Origin of the sequence: Neomegalonema perideroedes DSM 15528 (assembly GCF_000374145.1) — a bacterium.
GTDB lineage: Bacteria > Pseudomonadota > Alphaproteobacteria > Rhodobacterales > Rhodobacteraceae > Neomegalonema > Neomegalonema perideroedes.
The window spans coordinates 13,699-29,531 of sequence record NZ_KB893669.1; the positions used below are offsets into that span (position 1 = coordinate 13,699).

Genomic DNA, 15,833 nt, shown 5'->3' on the forward strand with positions numbered 1-15,833 from the left:
TCCGAAGGAGGCCGACATGAAGATGATCTTGTCCGGGGGCGTCTGGCTCCATGCGCGGAGCGACGGGCCTCAGGAGGCTCCGGCGGTCTTGCTCCTGAATTCTCTCGGCACGGATCTGCGGATCTGGGAGGCTTTGGCCTCCGGTCTGGCGGCGGCGGGGTTTCGTGTGATCCGCTTCGACAAGCCCGGCCACGGGCTTTCAGGGAGCAGGCCGCGCCCCTACGCCATGCAGGGGCTGGCGCAGGACGCCTTCGCGGTTCTGGACGGCTTCGGGATTGACAAAGCCCATGTGGTCGGGCTCTCCATCGGCGGCCAGATCGCGCTGGCCATGGCGGCGGCGCGCCCCGGGCGCCTCGCGTCTCTGGTCCTCTCCAACAGCGCGCCGAAGATCGGCTCCCCGGAGATGTGGCGCGCGCGGATCGCCGGAATCGAGGCCGAAGGGCTGGAGGGCGTGGCGGATGGGGTGATGGAGCGCTGGTTTTCTCCGGCCTATCGCGCGGCGGAGCCCGGCTTGCTCTCGGCTTGGCGGAGCATGTTCCTGCGCTGCGGGCTGGAGGGCTATCTCGGCTGCTGCGAGGCGCTGGCCGCCTCGGATCTGACCGCCGAGGCCGCCGCTCTGCGCCTGCCGGTCCATGTGGTCGGCGGCTCGGAGGACGGCGCCACGCCGCCCGATCTGGTCCGCGAGGCCGCCGCGCGGATTCCGGGCGCGGGCTTCACCCTGATCGAGGGGGCGGGGCATCTGCCCTGCGTCGAAACCCCCGAGGCCGTGCTGAAGCTGCTGCGGGCGTTCTGGGGGCGGGCGTCATGATGCGGGCCTTCGTCTTTCCCGGCCTGACGACGCGGGTGGTCTTCGGCTCCGGAACGCTGAAGCGGGCGGGCGAGGAGCTGGAGCTTTTAGGCCATGAGCGGGCGCTGATCCTCACGACTCCGGGGCGGCGCTCCGAGGCTCTGGCGGAGGCTTTGGCGGCGGATCTCGGGCCGCGCGCCGCCGGGATCTTCGCCGGAGCGGTCCAGCATACGCCCGTCGAGGCCACCGGGCGGGCGCTCAAGGCCCTTGACGCCAGCGGCGCCGGGGCGGTGGTCAGCCTCGGCGGCGGCTCGACCATCGGTCTGGGCAAGGCGCTGGCGGCGCGGACCGGCGCGGACCAGATCGCGATTCCGACGACCTACGCGGGCTCCGAGACGACCGACATCCTCGGCGAGACCTCGGACGGAGAGAAGACCACCCGTCGCGGCCCGGAGATCAGGCCGGAGACGGTGATCTACGACGTGGATCTGACTCTCGGCCTTCCGGTTCCGGTCAGCCTCGCCTCGGCGATGAACGCCATGGCTCACGGGATGGAGGCGCTTTACGCGCCGGACCGCAATCCGGTGATCCTCGCGCTGTGCCGCGAGGCCTTCGCCGCCTTCCGCGAGAGCCTGCCGCGTCTGACCGAGGCGCCGCGCGACCCCGAGGCCCGGAGTCAGGCGCTTTACGCGGCTTGGTGCTGCTCGACGGCCTTGGGTCAGGTCTCGATGGCGCTGCATCATAAGCTGGCGCATGTGCTGGGCGGCGCCTTCGGGACGCCCCACGCCGAGACCCACGCCGCCTTGCTGCCCTATGCGACGGCCTTCAACGAAGCCGCCGTTCCGGAGCTTCTGGCGCCTCTGGCGGCGGCCTTCGGCGCGGATTCGGCGGGGGGCGCGCTCTGGGATTTCTCTGAGCGGCTCGGCGCGCCTCTGGGGCTGAAGGGGCTGGGGCTCGCGGAGGCGGATCTCGACCGCGCGGCGGATCTCGCCGTGGCGAAGCCCTATCCGAATCCGCGCCCCTTCGACCGCGCGGCGATCCGCGCTCTGCTGCAGGCGGCTTGGGAGGGCCGCCGCCCCGTCGCCGCATGAGCTGAAAACGGGAGGCCCGAAGAATTCGGACCGCTTCTGCGCGCCCGGCTTGACTTGAATTCCTTTCCCCGCCTAAATCCCCCCATTCCGAGGGGAGCGCCGAACGGCGCTGAGACGGCGATGAGCCGGACCCTTGAACCTGATCCGGGTCATGCCGGCGTAGGAACGGAACAAGGGACGCCCGACTCGCGCGCTCGCCCTTCCCAATTCCCCGCTTCGCCTGGATCTCCGTGATGGGAGATCTCTAGAATGAACGCCGCTTTTCGCCCCTCCTCGCCGCCGCCCTGAGGCCATGCGGATCTCCGGCTTCGCCTCCGCCCTGCGGACGACGGGAACATTGCTTTTCGTCTGGCAGGCGGTCATCTGGATCTTCGCGCCGCCGCGCTTCATCCTCCCCGCGCCGCTGGAGGTGGCGAAGGCTTTCGCGCGGCGCTGGCGGATGCTTCTCGACAATGCGCTGGTGACTTTCGGCGAAATCCTGATCGGACTCGTCGCGGGGGCGGGGCTCGGCTTCGCCGTGGCGCTGGGGGCGGCGGCTCTGCCGAGGCTCGGGCGCTCCGTCTGGCCGCTGATTCTGGTGTTGCAGGCTTTTCCGGTCTTCGTCCTCGCGCCGCTTCTGGTGCTGTGGTTCGGCTTCGGCATGGCCTCGAAGATCGTGATGACGACCCTCGTCATCTTTTTCCCGGTGGCCTCCAGCTTCGCCGACGGCCTGCGCCGGATCGACCCCGATCTGCTCGACGCGACCGCTCTGACTCCGGCCACGCGCTGGCAGGCGCTGATTCACGTCCGTTTGCCGCTGGCTCTGCCCGCTTTCTTCTCCGGTTTGCGGGTGGCGGCGCCATTGGCGCCCCTCGGCGCGGTGATCGGGGAATGGGTCGGGGCTTCGGCGGGCTTAGGCTTCGTCATGCTTCAGGCCAACGCCCGGATGCAGACGGAGGTCGTCTTCGCCGCCATGACCATTCTCGCGCTCTGCACGCTGGCTTTGCGCCGCGCCGTGGACTTGCTCGCTCCGCTTTTCACGCCCTGGGCCCGGGAGAACGAACCCGACGCCCCGCGCTCTGCGATCCGAAGGGATTCCTGATCATGATGCGATCTTTTTTCTGCGCCCTGCTCGCGTTCGTCGCCCTGACCGGCGCCGCGCGGGCCGAAGACCGGCTGACGGTGCTGCTCGAATGGTTCGTGAATCCGGATCATGCGCCGCTGGTCGTGGCGCGCGAACTCGGATTTTTCGAGCAGGCCGGACTTGAGGTGGAGCTTTTGCCGCCCGCCGATCCTTCGAGCGTTCCGCGCGCCGTGGCGGCGGGACAAGCCGAGATCGGCGTCCATTATCAGCCGAATCTCTATCTCGACCATGCGGCGGGCGTGACGCTGACGCGCTTCGGCACTCTGGTGGAGACGCCGCTCAACACTCTGACCGTCCTTCAAGACGGCCCGATCAAGGAGATCAAGGATCTGGCGGGCAAGAAGATCGGCTTCTCCGTCTCCGGCTTCGAAGACGCCATGCTCGCCCGCATGCTGGCTCAGGCGGGCGTGGAGCGGGAGAGCGTCGAATTGATCAACGTCAATTTCGCTTTGACTCCGGCGCTGATCACGGGCCGCGTCGACGCGACCATCGGCGGCTTCCGCAATTTCGAACTCACGCAGATGCGCCTTGAGGGCCGTGTGGGGAAATCCTTCTTTCCCGAAGAGCATGGCGTGCCGGTCTACGACGAATTGATCTTCGTCGCGCGGCCCGAGCTGATCGGCGACGACCGGCTTCCGCGCTTTCTGCAGGCGGTGGAGCGGGGCGCGATCCATCTAACCAATCATCCAGAGGAAAGCTGGGCGCTGTTCATCCGCGCCTATCCCGATCTGGACGACGAACTCAACCGCGCGGCTTGGGCCGACACCCTGCCGCGCTTCGCCAAACGGCCTTTCGCGCTGGATCGCGCGCGTTACGCCCGCTTCGGCGCCTTCCTCGCCGAAAGCGGGTTGATCGAGAAGGCCCCCGCCGTCGAGGAGATCGCGGTGGAGCTGAAATGAACGCGCATGATCTGCCTCCCCGCGCCGCCGATCTGCTGGAGCGGATCCGGAGCCGCGCGCCGCGCGTCCATTGCCTGATGAACACGGTGGTTCAGAAATTCGTCGCGGACGGGCTCTCCGCTTTGGGCGCCCGCCCCTCCATGACCTCCTCCCCGGAGGAGATTCGCAGCTTCGTCCGCAAGGCCGAGGCCCTGACGGTGAATCTCGGCACGCTCGACGCCCAGCGCCGCGTCGCCATAGACCTCGCCCTCGGCGCCGCCGCCGAAGAGGGCAAGCCCTGGGCGCTCGACCCGGCTCATTGCGATTATTCGCCGCCGCGCGCCGCCCTCGCTCAGGAGCTTCTGAGCCGCGGCCTCGCCGTTCTGCGCGCCAACGCCGCCGAATGCGCGCTTTTGGCGCCGCCGCCCGAAGTCGCGACGGTTCGCAGCGGAGAGACGGATCTGATCCTCCGCGCCGGAAGCGGCTTCGCGGTGGAGAACGGACATCCCCTGACGGCCAAGGTCACGGGGACCGGCTGCCTCTCCGGCGCGCTGATCGCGGCCTTTTGCGCGGTCGAGCCCGATCCGCTGACGGCGGCGGCCTCCGCGACTCTGGCGCTCGGCGCGGCGGCGGAGATCGCGGCGGAGGGCGCGCGCGGGCCGGGGAGCTTCGAACCGGCGCTGCTCGACGCTTTGCACGCGCTGACCCCTTCCGACCTCCTTCGGCTGGCGAGGATTCGAGATGCGTAGAGCATTTTCCAGAGAAGCCGAAACGGCTTCGCGTCGTGAAAAGGCGACCGAACAAAAGCTTGGAGCGTTTGAGCGATCCAGCATGATCGAAAAACGCTCTAAAGTCGATTTCAGGCTCAACGCCATCGTGGACGGTTCTCTGCGCGACAGGGGCAATCTGGCCGATCTGGCGGCGCTCGCGGCCCGCAACGGCGCGACCCTGATCCAATATCGCGATAAGGAGGCCTCCACGCGCGACCTCATCGGAGAAGCCCTTGCGATCCGGGCGGCCCTCGCCGGGACCGGCGCGCCGCTGATCGTCAATGATCGAGTCGACGTCGCTTTGGCGGTCGGCGCGGCGGGCGTCCATCTCGGGCGCGAGGATATGGATCCGGCCATGGCCCGCCGGATTCTCGGGCCGGACGCGCTCATCGGGGCGACGGTCAAGAACGCAGCCGACGCCGAGGCCGCTCTTGCGGCGCCGGTGGATTACGTCTGCGTCGGCGGGGTCTTCGCCACCCTCTCCAAGCGGAATCCCGATCCGCCTTTGGGTCTGGAGGGCTTCGCGCGGCTCCGCGCGCTCTTCGCCGAGGCCCGTCCGGAGCTTCCGGTGGGCGCCATCGCCGGAATCGACGCCGCCCGCGCGGGCGAAGTCCTGCGGGCGGGCGCCTCGGGCGTCGCGGTCATCTCCGGGATCTTCCGCGCGCCGGAGATCGCCGCCGCCGCAGCTAGGATGCGCCGCATCGTGGATCAGGCCCTTGCGGAGCGCGGATCATGACGCCCGTCGCCCTGACCATCGCGGGCTCGGACAGCGGCGGAGGAGCCGGGATTCAGGCGGATCTCAAGACCTTCTCCGCTTTGGGAGTCTTCGGGACCAGCGCCGTCACCGCGCTCACCGCTCAGAACACGCAGGGCGTGCGCTCCGTGGAGGATGTTTCGCCCGAGATGGTCGCCGCCCAGATCGCCGCCGTCTGCGAAGACATGGAGGTCAAAGGCGTGAAGATCGGCATGGTCTCGCGCGTCGCCACCATCGAGGCCATCGCCGGGAGTCTGCCGCGCTATGGGCTGAGGCCGGTTCTGGATCCGGTGATGGTCGCCACCTCGGGAGATCGCCTTTTGCAGCCGGAGGCCCTTGAGGCGCTGAAGACCCGCCTGATTCCCCTCGCGGCGCTCGTGACGCCCAATCTGCCGGAAGCCGCCCTGCTGACCGGAGAGCCGCCCGCCCGCACCGAAGCGGAGATGCTGAGGCAGGCCGAAGCGATCCTACGTCTGGGGGCGGCGGCGGTTCTGGTCAAGGGCGGCCATGGCGAGGGCCCGGAGAGCGCGGACATCCTCTGGGACGGCTTCTCCATGACCCGTTTCGCCGCGCCGCGTCTGGCCACGCCGAACACCCATGGCTCCGGCTGCACGCTGTCGGCGGCCATCGCGGCGGGTCTGGCGCGCGGTCTGGCTTTGCGGGAGGCCGTCGGGGAGGCGAAAGAGTATCTTCAGGGCGCGCTGGCGGCGGGCGCCGCTCTGAAGATCGGCGCGGGGCATGGGCCCGCCCATCATTTCCATCGCTGGTGGAGGCCGTGAAAGTCTCCGGCGCGGCGGCGGGGCTTCTCGCCGCGCTGGAAAGCCTGCTGGGCGCGCTCTGCGCCGGGCTGCTCGCGCTTGTGCTGATCGCCTCTCTGGCGGCGGCGATCCTGCGCTATGTCTTCGGGGCGGGCTTTCCCGGCTCGGAGGATCTCGGCATCTGGCTGCATGTCGCGCTGATCGCTCTGGGCGCGCCTCTGGCGCTCGGAAGCGCTCTGGCCATGCGCTTCGACCTGCTGACGAAGCTTCTGCCCGAGCGGGGGAAGGCGGCGGCGGGGCTCCTCGCCGACGTCTTCACACTGCTGGCCGGGCTGGTTTTAGCCTCCGGCGGGCTGCGCATCGGGGTGATGCTGGGCGGAACCTCGCCGACGCTCGGCCTGCCGGAATGGATGCGCTTCGGCTTCCTCGGGGCGGGCGGGGCGCTGATCCTTCTGGCTCTGGCGCTGCGGCGGATCGCCGGGGGCGAGACGGCGCGGCTCCTTCTCGCGCTGGCTCTGAGCCTCGCGCTGCATCTGGCCGCCGCGCGATTCTCGGTCTCCGCGGCCTTTCCGCCGAGTCTGACGCTGGGTCTGATCGCTTTGCTTGGGCTGCTGACGGGGGCGCCCTTGCCGCACGCCTTCATCGCGGCGGCTTATCTGGCGATTCCCTTCGGCAGCCCTTTGCCGGAGCAATCCGTGGCCGCCGCCGTCGTGACGGGCGTGTCGAAATTCCTGCTTCTGGCGATTCCCTTTTTTCTGCTGGCGGGCGGATTCCTCGCCTCATCGGGGGCGGCGGCCCGGATGCTGCGCTTCGCGGCGGCTCTGGTCGGCCATCGCCGGGGAGGTCTGGCGCAGACGGCGCTCTTGACGAGCGTCCTCTTCTCCGGCGCCTCCGGCTCTTCGGTGGCGAACGCCGCCTTCGGCGCGACGGCCTTTCAGCCGGAGCTGGCGAAGAACGGCTATCCGCCCGCTCAGGCCGGGGCCATCGTCGCGGCGGCCTCCACGCTGGACAACGTGATTCCGCCCTCCATCGCCTTTCTGCTGCTCGCGGCGGCGACGAATCTCTCCGTCGGCGCGCTGATGCTCGGCGGATTCGCGGCGGGCGGCGTCATGGCGCTCTGCCTCGCGGCGGTCCTCCGCCTGACGGCGCCTCCCGAGGCCGCGCGGCCGCGCGCCGGAGCGCAGGAACGCCTGAGCGCCGCGAAAGCCGCGCTTCCGGCTCTCGGCCTCGGCGTGGTGATCGTGGCGGGCGTCCGCATGGGCCTGACCACGGTGACGGAGGCCGCCGCTCTGGCCGCCTGTTATGCGCTGCTCCTCGGCCTGAGTGCGGGCATGAGGGCGCGCGCGCTGTTCGGCGTTTTTCGTCAGGCGGCGGTCGAGGCCTCCGTCGTCGGGCTGCTCATCGGCGCGGCGGGGCCTTTCGCCCTGCTGCTGGCGATGGACGGCGTTTCCGGGCTGCTCTCGGGCTTCGTCTCCGGGTTGGGATGGGGGCCGCTGGGCGTGATGCTGCTCCTGAATCTGATGCTGCTGCTGATCGGCCTCGTGCTGGACGTCGGCGCGGCGATTCTCTTGTTCGCGCCGATCTTCCTGCCTCTGGCGGTCGCGGCGGGGATCGACCCCGTTTATTTCGGCGTGATTCTGGTGGCGAATCTGATGATCGGCGGCCTGACGCCCCCCGCCGGGATTCTGATCTACGTCGTCAGCGGCGCGACGCGGATTCCCGCAGGCGCTTTGTTCCGCGCGGTCGGGCCTTATCTGGCGGCGCTGCTCTGTTCGCTCGGCCTGCTGGTCGCGGGCGCGCTTCTCCTCTGAACCCATGACGGAGCCCTGAAGATGACCATCCTCACACGCCGGAGCCTTCTGCGCCGCTCGGCCCTCTTCGGGGCGGGACTTCTGGCGGCGCCTGCGGTCGCCCGGCCGGGCGCGCGGCGGAGTCTGACTCTGGCCTCGCTTTTCGGCGAGGATAAGCCCGAGACCAGGATCTGGCGGCTGATTGAAAAACTGGTCGAGGAGAAGCTCCCCGGACGCTTCCGCTTCAACCTCATCGGCTCCGCGGCTCTGGGCGGCGAGAAGGAGGTGGCGGAGGGCCTGCGCCTCGGTTCGGTTCAGGCCAGCCTCTCGACGGTTTCGGCGCTGGCGGGCTGGGTTCCCGAGGTCCAGCTTCTCGATCTGCCCTTTCTCTTCCACGACGCCGCCCATCTCCGCGCCGTGGTCTCCGGCCCCATCGGCGCGGAGATCAAAAGCAAGCTGGCCGCTCAGCACTTCATCGTCCCCGACTTCATCAATTACGGCGCGCGCCATCTGCTGACGAAAGCGCCCGTCGTCAGACCGGAACAGCTCTCCGGCACGCGCATCCGGGTGATTCAGAACCAGACGCATCGCAGGCTCTGGAGCGCCTTCGGGGCCACGCCCATCGGCCTGCCCATCCCGGAGACCTACGACGCCCTGCGCAACGGCGTGGCCGAGGCGATGGATCTGACGAAATCCGCCTATGCGGGCTTCAGGCTTTACGAGGTCGCGCCCTTCCTCACCGAGACCGGGCATATCTGGGCCTCGGGGGTGGTTTATTTCGCGGCGCCCTTCTGGAACGCTCTGACGGAGGAGGAGCAGGAGGTCTTTCAGGAGGCCGCCGCCGCAGGCGCCGCCGCTTTCGACGCCTGGATCCTTGAGGATGAAGCGCTCTCCATGGCGACCGCCGCCGCTCAGGGCGGAGAGGTCTTGCAGCCTGAGGATCGCGAAGCTTGGGAGGCGGGCGGGCGGAGCGTCTGGGGGGATCTCGCGGCGGCGGTCGGCGGGATGGAGAAGATCGAGGCGGCGCGGGAGACCCTTTGAGTTTGCGGCTCTGAATTTTTTCAGATGGGGCGGAATAAACCCCTCGGGCTCCGCGTCTCTCCCATGCGGCCGGACGAGGCCGCTCAGGAGAAAGGATCGGATGATGATGACCCTGAACCGCATGCTGGCCGCCGCGCTGCTGGCGACCACCACGCTCTCCGGCGCCGTTCAGGCCCAGAGCCTCCCCTCCCCAAACCCCGCCTCCCTAAACTCCGTCTCCGAGCGCCTCGCTCAGGCCGGCCCCCTCTGGCAGCCGGGCTCCGGCGGCGGAAACGTCGCGCCGCGCGGCTGGAACGACGACGACGACGATGGCCGCCGCCGCTCTTCTCCCACCCGCTCCTTCTCGCGCGACGACGACGATGACGACGGCCGTCGCGGCGGACGCGCCTCCTCCCGCGACGACGACCGCGGCGGGCGCTCCGGGGGCCGTTCGGGCGGGCGCGACGACAACGACGACGATGATTGAGAAGAAGACGAAACGCTCTCCGACCTGAAAGCGGGAGGCGCCGGGAGACCGGCGCCTCTCTTTCATCTTATTGGGCCACGGGCCAGACATGTCGCGGCGCGGCCTGAGGCGCGCAAGGCGGCATGAGCAGCAAGCCTGCGCCGAAGACCGGGTCCCGGCCCGGCGCGCCGAGATCCGTCGCCGCCGAAGCGAGCATGCGCGCGATCTCGGGCGGGGTCAGATGCGGCTGGCTTTGCAGCAGACGCGCCGCCGCCGCCGTCGCGAAGGGGACCGCGAAGGAGGTTCCCGTCTGGGCGCGGCCTCCGCCGGAGGCCGCCGCCGTCCAGATTCCGACGCCCGGCGCCGAGAGGTCGATATGCGCGCCGCGCCCGGCCCGGCGATAGACTCCGCCCCGGACGTCCACGGCGGTGACGGCGATCACCTCGGGATGAGCCGCGGGCCAGACCGGCGCCGCATAAGGCCCGACGTTGCCCGCCGCCGCCAGAATCACAAGGCCGCGCTCCCGGACGAACCGCGTCAGAGCGCGCTCCAGAATCGCGTTCGGAGGGCCGGAGAGGCTCAGATTCGCCACCCGCGCCCCTGCGCCCGCCAGAAGATCCAGCGCTTGAATCAAGACGAAGGCGTCGGTCCGCTCGTCGCCTCCGACGCTGCGGAAGGCGTCCACCGCGACGAGGGGCAGCTCCGGCGCGAGGCCCGGCGTCTGGCCTGCGGGATCTCCCGCGAGCAGAGCCGCCACCGAAGTTCCGTGCTGCGGATCCGAAGGAACGCCCTCCGCCGCCCCGATCCGGTGGACGGTCATCCGCGCCCGCCCGAAGGCCGCATGCGCCGCGTTCACGCCGGAATCCACCATGCCGATTCGGATTTCAGGGCCGCAGGATCCCTGAGGCGGCGTCCAGCCGATTTGGGCGAAGGAGGGGCAATGCGCCCCCTGACAGAAAGCCGCGCCTTGGGCCGGGCCTTGGCCGGGACGATAGAAATGATTGAAGTCGGCGCCCGTTCCGGAGGGCAGATTCCGCACAAGATCGCGCGCGGCGGGCAGCCCCAGAACCGGCGAGGGCGCGAAGCGGCGCAGAGTCGCGCCGAGGGAGGACATGGCCTGAGTCTCCAGCAGGACGAAGCCCTGAGCCTGAAGGAAGGCCAGATCCGCGTCGCTGAGGTCGAAGGTCAGGATTTCGGGCCGGGCCTCCGGCGCGGCGAGCGGCGGGGCGAGGACGATCCCCGGACCATCGTCGTCGTCGTCGTTCTCGCGCCCTCCGCTTCTGCTCGGACCGTCGTCGTCGTCATCGTCGTCCGCCCAGGCCGGGGAGATGGGCGAGAAAGAGGAGTCAGGCGCTCCGGCGAGGCCGAATCCGGCCAGAACGGCCAAAAGCGTCAATGTGTTCGGGCGCATGAAGTTTTCCTGATTTCGCGGGGTTCGGCGGGACTGGAAACGGCCTCCGCCGCGTTCTACTTAAACGACGTTCCCAATTGAAACTTATTCCCGCCGATTTTTCGACGCTCCAAGCCGAAAGGCCTTTCATGCCGCCTCAGCCGCAAGACCCCTTTCTGGAGAATCTGATCGCGCTTTTGCCCAATCTGCGCCGCTTCGCGCTTTCTCTGACCCGCAGGCCGGATCTGGCCGACGACCTCGTGCAGATCGCCGCCGAGCGGGCTCTGGCGGCGCGGGAGCGCATGGGGCCGGATCTGCGTTTCGCGCCTTGGATGTTCCGGATTCTGCGCAACGCCTTCCTCGACATGACCCGCCGCGAAAAGACTCGCGGCGAGGCCTGCGCCGTGGAGGATCTCGAAGAGGCGCCCCCGGAGTCCCTCGTGACCGACGGGCGGGAGATTCTGGAGACGCGCCTCATGCTGCAGGCGGCTCAGGAGGCCATGGAGGCTTTGCCCGAGGAGCAGCGTCAGGTGATGATCCTCGTCTGTCAGGAGGAATTCGCCTACGCCGAGGCGGCGGAGATCCTCGGGCTGCCGCTCGGCACGGTGATGAGCCGCCTCGCGCGCGGGCGGCTGGCCGTCGCGCGGAGGCTGGGAATGAAATGAGCGCCGCCGCGTTGAAGATGAAAGGGCCGGGAGGGACGACATGACCCATTTCGACGACGAGACCCTGACCGCTTTCGCCGACGGCGAATTGCGCGAGCCTGAAGCCGGAGCCCTGCGCGCGGCTCTGGCGGAGGATGCGGCTCTGGCGGCGCGCGTGGATCTGCTCCGCCGCAGCCGCGAGGCCGTGGCGCGTCTGCCGCTCCCCGAGGCCCCCGCAGGGCTGGAGGCCCGTTTGCGCGCCATGGCGGCCGCGCCTCAGGCGGAGGCGAAGGTGGTTCCGCTGGCGCCGAGACGCCGCGCCGCGCCTTTTTGGGCGCCTCCGCTCGCGGCGGCGGCGGCTTTGGCGGTCGGGCTGGCGCTGGGCTCCTTGCTGACGCGCCCAGCGCCGGAGGCCGCGCCCTCCGGCTTCGGCCTGGCTCCGCAGCTCGCGGCGGCGCTGGAGCGCACGCCCTCGGGCGGCGCGGCGGCGCTGGAGGGCGGCGAGGCGCGGATGATCGCCAGCTTCAAGGACGGCGCGGGCGCGCTCTGCCGCGAATTCGAGGAGGAGCGGCGCGGAGAGGCCCGGGTCGCGGTGGCCTGCCGGGGCGCGGAGGGCTGGGAGCTGCGCTTCGCCCTCGCGACCGGAGCGGCGGAGGGCTATCAGCCCGCCTCTTCTCTGGAGATCCTCGACCTCTGGATGACGAGCCGCGAGGCGGGGGCGCCGCTCTCGCCGGAGGAGGAGGCCGCGGCGCTCGGCTTCGCGCCCTGAGCTTCAGCCGATCCTCTTGCGGCCCAGCAGCCGCAGGAGCAGGCCGCGCCCCGCCCTCAGAACCGGATAGATCAGCGCCGCCCGGCGCGGCGAGCGCATCAGCGCCCGCAGGACTCCGCCCTTCTCCGAGAGGACCGACAGCAGCGTCATGGCCTCGGCGCCTTGCAGCAGCCGCCCGCCGTGACGCAGAGCCATGCCGGAGTCGAAATCCACGCCCGCCGCGCGCAGCCCGACGGCGCGGGGGTCGTCTGAACGGGCGTCGATCAGCTCCACCGGCCCGACCGCCCGCCGCAGATTCAGCATTCGGACATAAGCGCCGCAGAGCGGGCATTCGCCGTCATAGAAAATCTCCAAACCTTCAGCCATGGGCGGGGACTCCGAAGAGAGGGCGCGGAATTTCTCCGCCTTGCGGGAATGACGCGGCGGCTTGGCGCGTTATTCCCCAAAGCTTTCGCTTCCGCGCTCGAAAGGAGAGACGATGAGGACGCCGATCTTGAAGGACCGCCTGAGCGCCTTTCGGCTGCGGCTCTCGCAACCCGTCTCCGCTTTGTCGCTCGCGGTTTTCCGCATTTGCTTCGGGGCGCTGATCTTCTGGGATGTCCTGCGCTTCATCCATTATGATCGGGTCTGGCGCTATTGGGTCGCGCCGGAGTTCCATTTCTCCTATCCGGGCTTCTCCTGGGTTTCGGCGCCGCCCGAGCCTTGGATTCAAATCCTCTGGGGAGTTCTGGGGCTGGCGGCGCTGATGGTGGCGCTGGGGCTGTTCTATCGGCTGGCCGTGATCGTCCTGACCTTGCTCTTCGCGTGGTTCTTTCTGATCGACGCGGCGGAATATCTCAATCATTTCTATCTGGTCCTGCTTTACGGTTTTTTGCTCTGTTTTCTGCCCGCCGCGCGGGTCTGGTCTCTGGACGCGCTGATCCGCCGTCGCCGGGGCCGCCCCGAGCCGGAGGCCGTCCCTTACGCCGCCGTCTTTCTCCTGCGCGCGCAGACGGAGATCATGCTGATCTTCGCCGGTCTGGTGAAGCTGACGCCGGATTGGCTGGCGGGCGAGCCGCTCGGGATCTGGATGCGCGAGCGGACGGCGGGCCTTTGGCTGGAGCCTCTGGCGCGACAGGATTGGTTGATCGTCGCGGCCTGCTGGGCGGTGATCGCGCTGCATGTGCTGGGCGCGCCCTTGCTGCTCTGGCGCAGGACGCGGCTGACGGTCTTTCTGATCTATGGCGTCTTCCACATCGGCAACGCCTGGGCCTTCAACATCGGAATCTTCCCTTGGCTGACCATCGCCGCCACGACGATCTTCTTCGCGCCCGACTGGCCCGCGCGCTTCTTGCGCCGCCCCCTCGCCGCGACGCCTGAGGCGGCGCCGAGAAAGCCCGTCTCCTCTCTGGCTCTGGCGGCCATGGCCTGCTGGATCGCCCTGCAATTGGCCTTGCCTCTGCGCGGGACGTTCTTCGACTCGGAAGTCCGCTGGAGCGGCGACGGCCACCGTTTTTCATGGCGGATGCGCATTTACGACCGTCAGGCCGAGGGGCGTTTCCTCGTGAAGGATCGCGCAACGGGCCAAGAATGGATCGTCGATCCGGTCGCCTTTCTGACCCCCCGTCAAGCCGATAAGATGCTGGTCCGCTCGGATCTCGTGCGGCAATTCGCGGCCCATCTGGCGGAGGTCTGGCGCGCGGCGGGCTATGAGGTCTCGGTGCGGGCGGAGATCTGCAAATCTCTGAACGGCCGCCCTTGTCAGGACTTCATCGACCCGCAGGTCGATTTGACTCAAGTGCGGAGCAACCCTTTCGGCGCGGATCCTTGGGTGAAGCCTCTGGAGATTCCGGTTTGGGGCGCCGCCCGCGCTCGGGAGGCCGAACGGCCGGAGCGCCCGGCCCCATGAGGGTTCGCGCCCCTCAAGGGCGCTTCAGAAACTCGGAGAGGATCCTTAAGACCTCCTGCGGCTTCTCGCGATGCGGAACATGGCCGCAATCGGCGAGGAGCCGCATCTCCGCCGGTCCTTGCGTCAGGCGCGCTAGGCGCTCTGGCTGGGCGGCGGAGCCGTATTCGTCCTGCTCGCCATGCAGGACGAGAAGCGGCGCGGTCAGGCGTCCGAGGGCCGCGTCCAAAGTCCAATCGGCGAATTCCGGCGCGAGCCAGGTCTCCGTCCATGCGTCGAGGACCCAGCGGGCTTTTTCGCCGTGATGGCGCGCCAGACGCTCCAGAGCGGCGGGGTCGGCGAAGGCGGCCTTCGCCTCGCGGATTCCCTCCAGAGTGCGCGGCTCGACGAAGGATTGAGCGGAGATGGTCGCGACCGCCGCGCAATCTTGCGGGAAGGCGGCGCCGATCTCCACGGCCATGCCTCCGCCGACGCTATGGCCGAGGACGACGAAGCGCCCGATCTCCAGCGCCTCGCGCAGGAGAGGCGGAATCTCGCGGGCTTCTTCGGCGATGAAGCCGCGCTTCAGCCGGTCGGCGCGCGGCGCCGAGCGCCCGAAGCCGAGCCGGTCATAGGCGACCACCCGCCGCCCCGTCGCCCGCGCGAGGGCCTCGGGGAAATCGCGCCAGAGCGTCACGGCGCCGAGGGAGTCATGGACGAGGAGGATCGCCGGAGCCGCGTCGCTTGCGCTTCCAGCCTCCCCCTCCGGCTCCCATGAACGGGCGAAGATCTCGCCTTGCGGCGTGGCGATCCGATGGTCTCGGGGACGGGGATCTGAGGGACGGGGATCTGGGGACATGGCTTTCTCCTGCTCTCCGGCCTCCTCCTCAGTCGGACGAAGCCTCGCTCTCCGTCGGCGGAGCCTCGCGTTTGCGCCGCAGAGCCATGGCCAGCAGGCCCTGACGAATATTGTCGATATGCCCGCGCATGGCCTCCGTGGCCTCGGCGAGGCGGCCGCTCCGGCAGAAGTCCAGCAAGGCGCGATGCTCGGCCACGGCGCGCTCGCGGGCGCCGGGAACGCCCAAAAGCTGAATGCGGGTGTGGAGGTCGCATTCCGTCAGCAGATTGGCCACAAGGCCCATCGTCCGCGGACTCGCGGCGTGGCGATGGAGCCGCATGTGGAAGTCCTTGTTCAGCCCGCTCCATCTGGCGACGTCGTGGCTGTCGTGGGGCTGGGCGAGCGAAAGAGCGTATTGCTCCTGAATATGCTCAAGGGCGGCGAAATCCTCGGCGGTCAGCTTGCCGACGGAGCGCTCCATCAGCCAAGGCTCCATCAGGCTGCGCATGGAGAAAAGTTCGTCGATTTCGTCGAAGGTCAGCTCCGCCACCACCGCGCCGCGATGCGGCGACATGCGGATGAGCCCCTCCTTCTCCAGCATGAGGAAGGCTTCGCGCAGAGGAATGCGGCTCATGCCGAATTCGCGGGCCAAAGCCTCCTGACGCAATTGAAAGCCGGGCGGATAATCGGCGTTGAGGATCCGGTCGCGCAGCTCCTCAAGGGCGGCCATGGCCATGGTCCGATGCTGCAGGCTTTTCCCGACGCCCATGGCCTTGCGCTCGATCTCCAGCCCGGGGGGAGGTCTGAGGGCCTCGGTTTCGTCGGTCATGCGAAGTTTCCTCATCCTGAGCGATGGGTTGGAGAACGACGCCCGCGGGCCCCGGCGACGCG

Annotated in this window: 17 protein-coding genes and 1 riboswitch; of the genes, 13 read left to right on the forward strand and 4 right to left on the reverse strand. The window is 69.1% G+C overall.

All coding sequences use genetic code 11. The features are described 5' to 3' along the window. Positions 1 to 16: 16 nt before the first annotated feature. The 10 genes from pcaD (at position 17) to B161_RS19705 (ending at position 9,458) form a co-directional block, all read left to right on the forward strand. A complete protein-coding gene (gene pcaD, locus B161_RS0115885; RefSeq protein ID WP_018634436.1) occupies positions 17 to 808 on the forward strand; it encodes a 3-oxoadipate enol-lactonase in 792 nt (263 codons plus the stop codon). Further along, positions 805 to 1,878: a maleylacetate reductase gene (locus tag B161_RS0115890; protein WP_018634437.1), complete on the forward strand. Its 1,074-nt coding sequence runs from the start codon at positions 805 to 807 to the stop codon at positions 1,876 to 1,878. The genes pcaD and B161_RS0115890 overlap by 4 nt, the downstream gene beginning before the upstream one ends. An 80-nt stretch (positions 1,879 to 1,958) precedes the next feature. After that, a riboswitch (TPP riboswitch) is annotated at positions 1,959 to 2,061 on the forward strand. A gap of 109 nt (positions 2,062 to 2,170) precedes the next feature. Next, positions 2,171 to 2,959 carry an ABC transporter permease gene (locus B161_RS0115895; protein ID WP_018634438.1) on the forward strand — a complete coding sequence of 263 codons (789 nt, stop codon included), beginning with the start codon at positions 2,171 to 2,173 and terminating at the stop codon, positions 2,957 to 2,959. Between the two features lie 2 nt (positions 2,960 to 2,961). Beyond that, the gene (locus tag B161_RS0115900) at positions 2,962 to 3,900 is read left to right on the forward strand and encodes an ABC transporter substrate-binding protein (protein ID WP_018634439.1); all 939 of its coding nucleotides are present in this window, start codon (positions 2,962 to 2,964) and stop codon (positions 3,898 to 3,900) included. Next, complete coding sequence (locus B161_RS0115905; protein WP_018634440.1) at positions 3,897 to 4,628, forward strand: hydroxyethylthiazole kinase; 732 nt, start codon at positions 3,897 to 3,899, stop codon at positions 4,626 to 4,628. The genes B161_RS0115900 and B161_RS0115905 overlap by 4 nt, the downstream gene beginning before the upstream one ends. A gap of 82 nt (positions 4,629 to 4,710) precedes the next feature. Next, complete coding sequence (gene thiE, locus B161_RS0115910) at positions 4,711 to 5,385, forward strand: thiamine phosphate synthase (protein WP_018634441.1); 675 nt, start codon at positions 4,711 to 4,713, stop codon at positions 5,383 to 5,385. After that, a complete protein-coding gene (gene thiD, locus B161_RS0115915; protein ID WP_018634442.1) occupies positions 5,382 to 6,182 on the forward strand; it encodes a bifunctional hydroxymethylpyrimidine kinase/phosphomethylpyrimidine kinase in 801 nt (266 codons plus the stop codon). The genes thiE and thiD overlap by 4 nt, the downstream gene beginning before the upstream one ends. Then, a complete protein-coding gene (locus B161_RS0115920; RefSeq protein WP_018634443.1) occupies positions 6,179 to 7,972 on the forward strand; it encodes a TRAP transporter large permease in 1,794 nt (597 codons plus the stop codon). The genes thiD and B161_RS0115920 overlap by 4 nt, the downstream gene beginning before the upstream one ends. Positions 7,973 to 7,993: 21 nt before the next feature. Continuing rightward, complete coding sequence (locus tag B161_RS0115925; RefSeq protein WP_018634444.1) at positions 7,994 to 8,992, forward strand: TRAP transporter substrate-binding protein; 999 nt, start codon at positions 7,994 to 7,996, stop codon at positions 8,990 to 8,992. A gap of 100 nt (positions 8,993 to 9,092) precedes the next feature. After that, positions 9,093 to 9,458, forward strand: a complete 366-nt coding sequence (locus tag B161_RS19705) for a hypothetical protein (RefSeq protein ID WP_018634445.1) — start codon at positions 9,093 to 9,095, stop codon at positions 9,456 to 9,458. A gap of 67 nt (positions 9,459 to 9,525) precedes the next feature. On the opposite strand, the gene B161_RS0115935 is transcribed toward B161_RS19705, so the two are convergent. Beyond that, positions 9,526 to 10,848, reverse strand: a complete 1,323-nt coding sequence (locus tag B161_RS0115935) for a S8 family serine peptidase (RefSeq protein ID WP_018634446.1) — start codon at positions 10,846 to 10,848, stop codon at positions 9,526 to 9,528. A 128-nt stretch (positions 10,849 to 10,976) separates the two neighbouring features. Between B161_RS0115935 and B161_RS0115940 the strand changes: the two genes are divergently transcribed. Beyond that, entirely contained in the window at positions 10,977 to 11,492 is a 516-nt protein-coding gene (locus tag B161_RS0115940; protein WP_018634447.1) for an RNA polymerase sigma factor, read from the forward strand. Positions 11,493 to 11,532: 40 nt separating this feature from the next. After that, positions 11,533 to 12,240 carry a hypothetical protein gene (locus tag B161_RS0115945; RefSeq protein ID WP_018634448.1) on the forward strand — a complete coding sequence of 236 codons (708 nt, stop codon included), beginning with the start codon at positions 11,533 to 11,535 and terminating at the stop codon, positions 12,238 to 12,240. A 3-nt stretch (positions 12,241 to 12,243) separates the two neighbouring features. Here B161_RS0115945 and B161_RS0115950 read toward each other — a convergent pair whose 3' ends face one another. Next, positions 12,244 to 12,606 (reverse strand): DCC1-like thiol-disulfide oxidoreductase family protein, encoded by a 363-nt coding sequence (locus B161_RS0115950; protein ID WP_018634449.1) that lies wholly within the window; start codon positions 12,604 to 12,606, stop codon positions 12,244 to 12,246. Positions 12,607 to 12,718: 112 nt separating this feature from the next. Here B161_RS0115950 and B161_RS0115955 point away from each other — a divergent pair, with 112 nt between their 5' ends. Next, positions 12,719 to 14,128, forward strand: a complete 1,410-nt coding sequence (locus tag B161_RS0115955; RefSeq protein ID WP_018634450.1) for an HTTM domain-containing protein — start codon at positions 12,719 to 12,721, stop codon at positions 14,126 to 14,128. Positions 14,129 to 14,141: 13 nt separating this feature from the next. Here B161_RS0115955 and B161_RS0115960 read toward each other — a convergent pair whose 3' ends face one another. Beyond that, complete coding sequence (locus B161_RS0115960; RefSeq protein WP_018634451.1) at positions 14,142 to 14,963, reverse strand: alpha/beta fold hydrolase; 822 nt, start codon at positions 14,961 to 14,963, stop codon at positions 14,142 to 14,144. A 28-nt stretch (positions 14,964 to 14,991) separates the two neighbouring features. After that, positions 14,992 to 15,771: a GntR family transcriptional regulator gene (locus B161_RS0115965; protein ID WP_018634452.1), complete on the reverse strand. Its 780-nt coding sequence runs from the start codon at positions 15,769 to 15,771 to the stop codon at positions 14,992 to 14,994. Positions 15,772 to 15,833 lie beyond the last annotated feature (62 nt).

Excerpts from the sequence above, each read along its gene's own strand:
- B161_RS0115960 (WP_018634451.1), bottom strand. The coding sequence starts at position 14,963 with ATGTCCCCAGATCCCCGTCCCTCAGATCCCCGTCCCCGAGACCATCGG.
- B161_RS0115925 (WP_018634444.1), top strand. The coding sequence starts at position 7,994 with ATGACCATCCTCACACGCCGGAGCCTTCTGCGCCGCTCGGCCCTCTTC.
- B161_RS0115950 (WP_018634449.1), bottom strand. The coding sequence starts at position 12,606 with ATGGCTGAAGGTTTGGAGATTTTCTATGACGGCGAATGCCCGCTCTGC.
- B161_RS0115965 (WP_018634452.1), bottom strand. The coding sequence starts at position 15,771 with ATGACCGACGAAACCGAGGCCCTCAGACCTCCCCCCGGGCTGGAGATC.
- pcaD (WP_018634436.1), top strand. The coding sequence starts at position 17 with ATGAAGATGATCTTGTCCGGGGGCGTCTGGCTCCATGCGCGGAGCGAC.
- B161_RS0115935 (WP_018634446.1), bottom strand. The coding sequence starts at position 10,848 with ATGCGCCCGAACACATTGACGCTTTTGGCCGTTCTGGCCGGATTCGGC.
- B161_RS0115900 (WP_018634439.1), top strand. The coding sequence starts at position 2,962 with ATGATGCGATCTTTTTTCTGCGCCCTGCTCGCGTTCGTCGCCCTGACC.
- thiD (WP_018634442.1), top strand. The coding sequence starts at position 5,382 with ATGACGCCCGTCGCCCTGACCATCGCGGGCTCGGACAGCGGCGGAGGA.
- B161_RS0115895 (WP_018634438.1), top strand. The coding sequence starts at position 2,171 with ATGCGGATCTCCGGCTTCGCCTCCGCCCTGCGGACGACGGGAACATTG.
- thiE (WP_018634441.1), top strand. The coding sequence starts at position 4,711 with ATGATCGAAAAACGCTCTAAAGTCGATTTCAGGCTCAACGCCATCGTG.
- B161_RS0115905 (WP_018634440.1), top strand. The coding sequence starts at position 3,897 with ATGAACGCGCATGATCTGCCTCCCCGCGCCGCCGATCTGCTGGAGCGG.
- B161_RS0115890 (WP_018634437.1), top strand. The coding sequence starts at position 805 with ATGATGCGGGCCTTCGTCTTTCCCGGCCTGACGACGCGGGTGGTCTTC.
- B161_RS0115955 (WP_018634450.1), top strand. The coding sequence starts at position 12,719 with ATGAGGACGCCGATCTTGAAGGACCGCCTGAGCGCCTTTCGGCTGCGG.
- B161_RS0115945 (WP_018634448.1), top strand. The coding sequence starts at position 11,533 with ATGACCCATTTCGACGACGAGACCCTGACCGCTTTCGCCGACGGCGAA.
- B161_RS0115940 (WP_018634447.1), top strand. The coding sequence starts at position 10,977 with ATGCCGCCTCAGCCGCAAGACCCCTTTCTGGAGAATCTGATCGCGCTT.
- B161_RS19705 (WP_018634445.1), top strand. The coding sequence starts at position 9,093 with ATGATGATGACCCTGAACCGCATGCTGGCCGCCGCGCTGCTGGCGACC.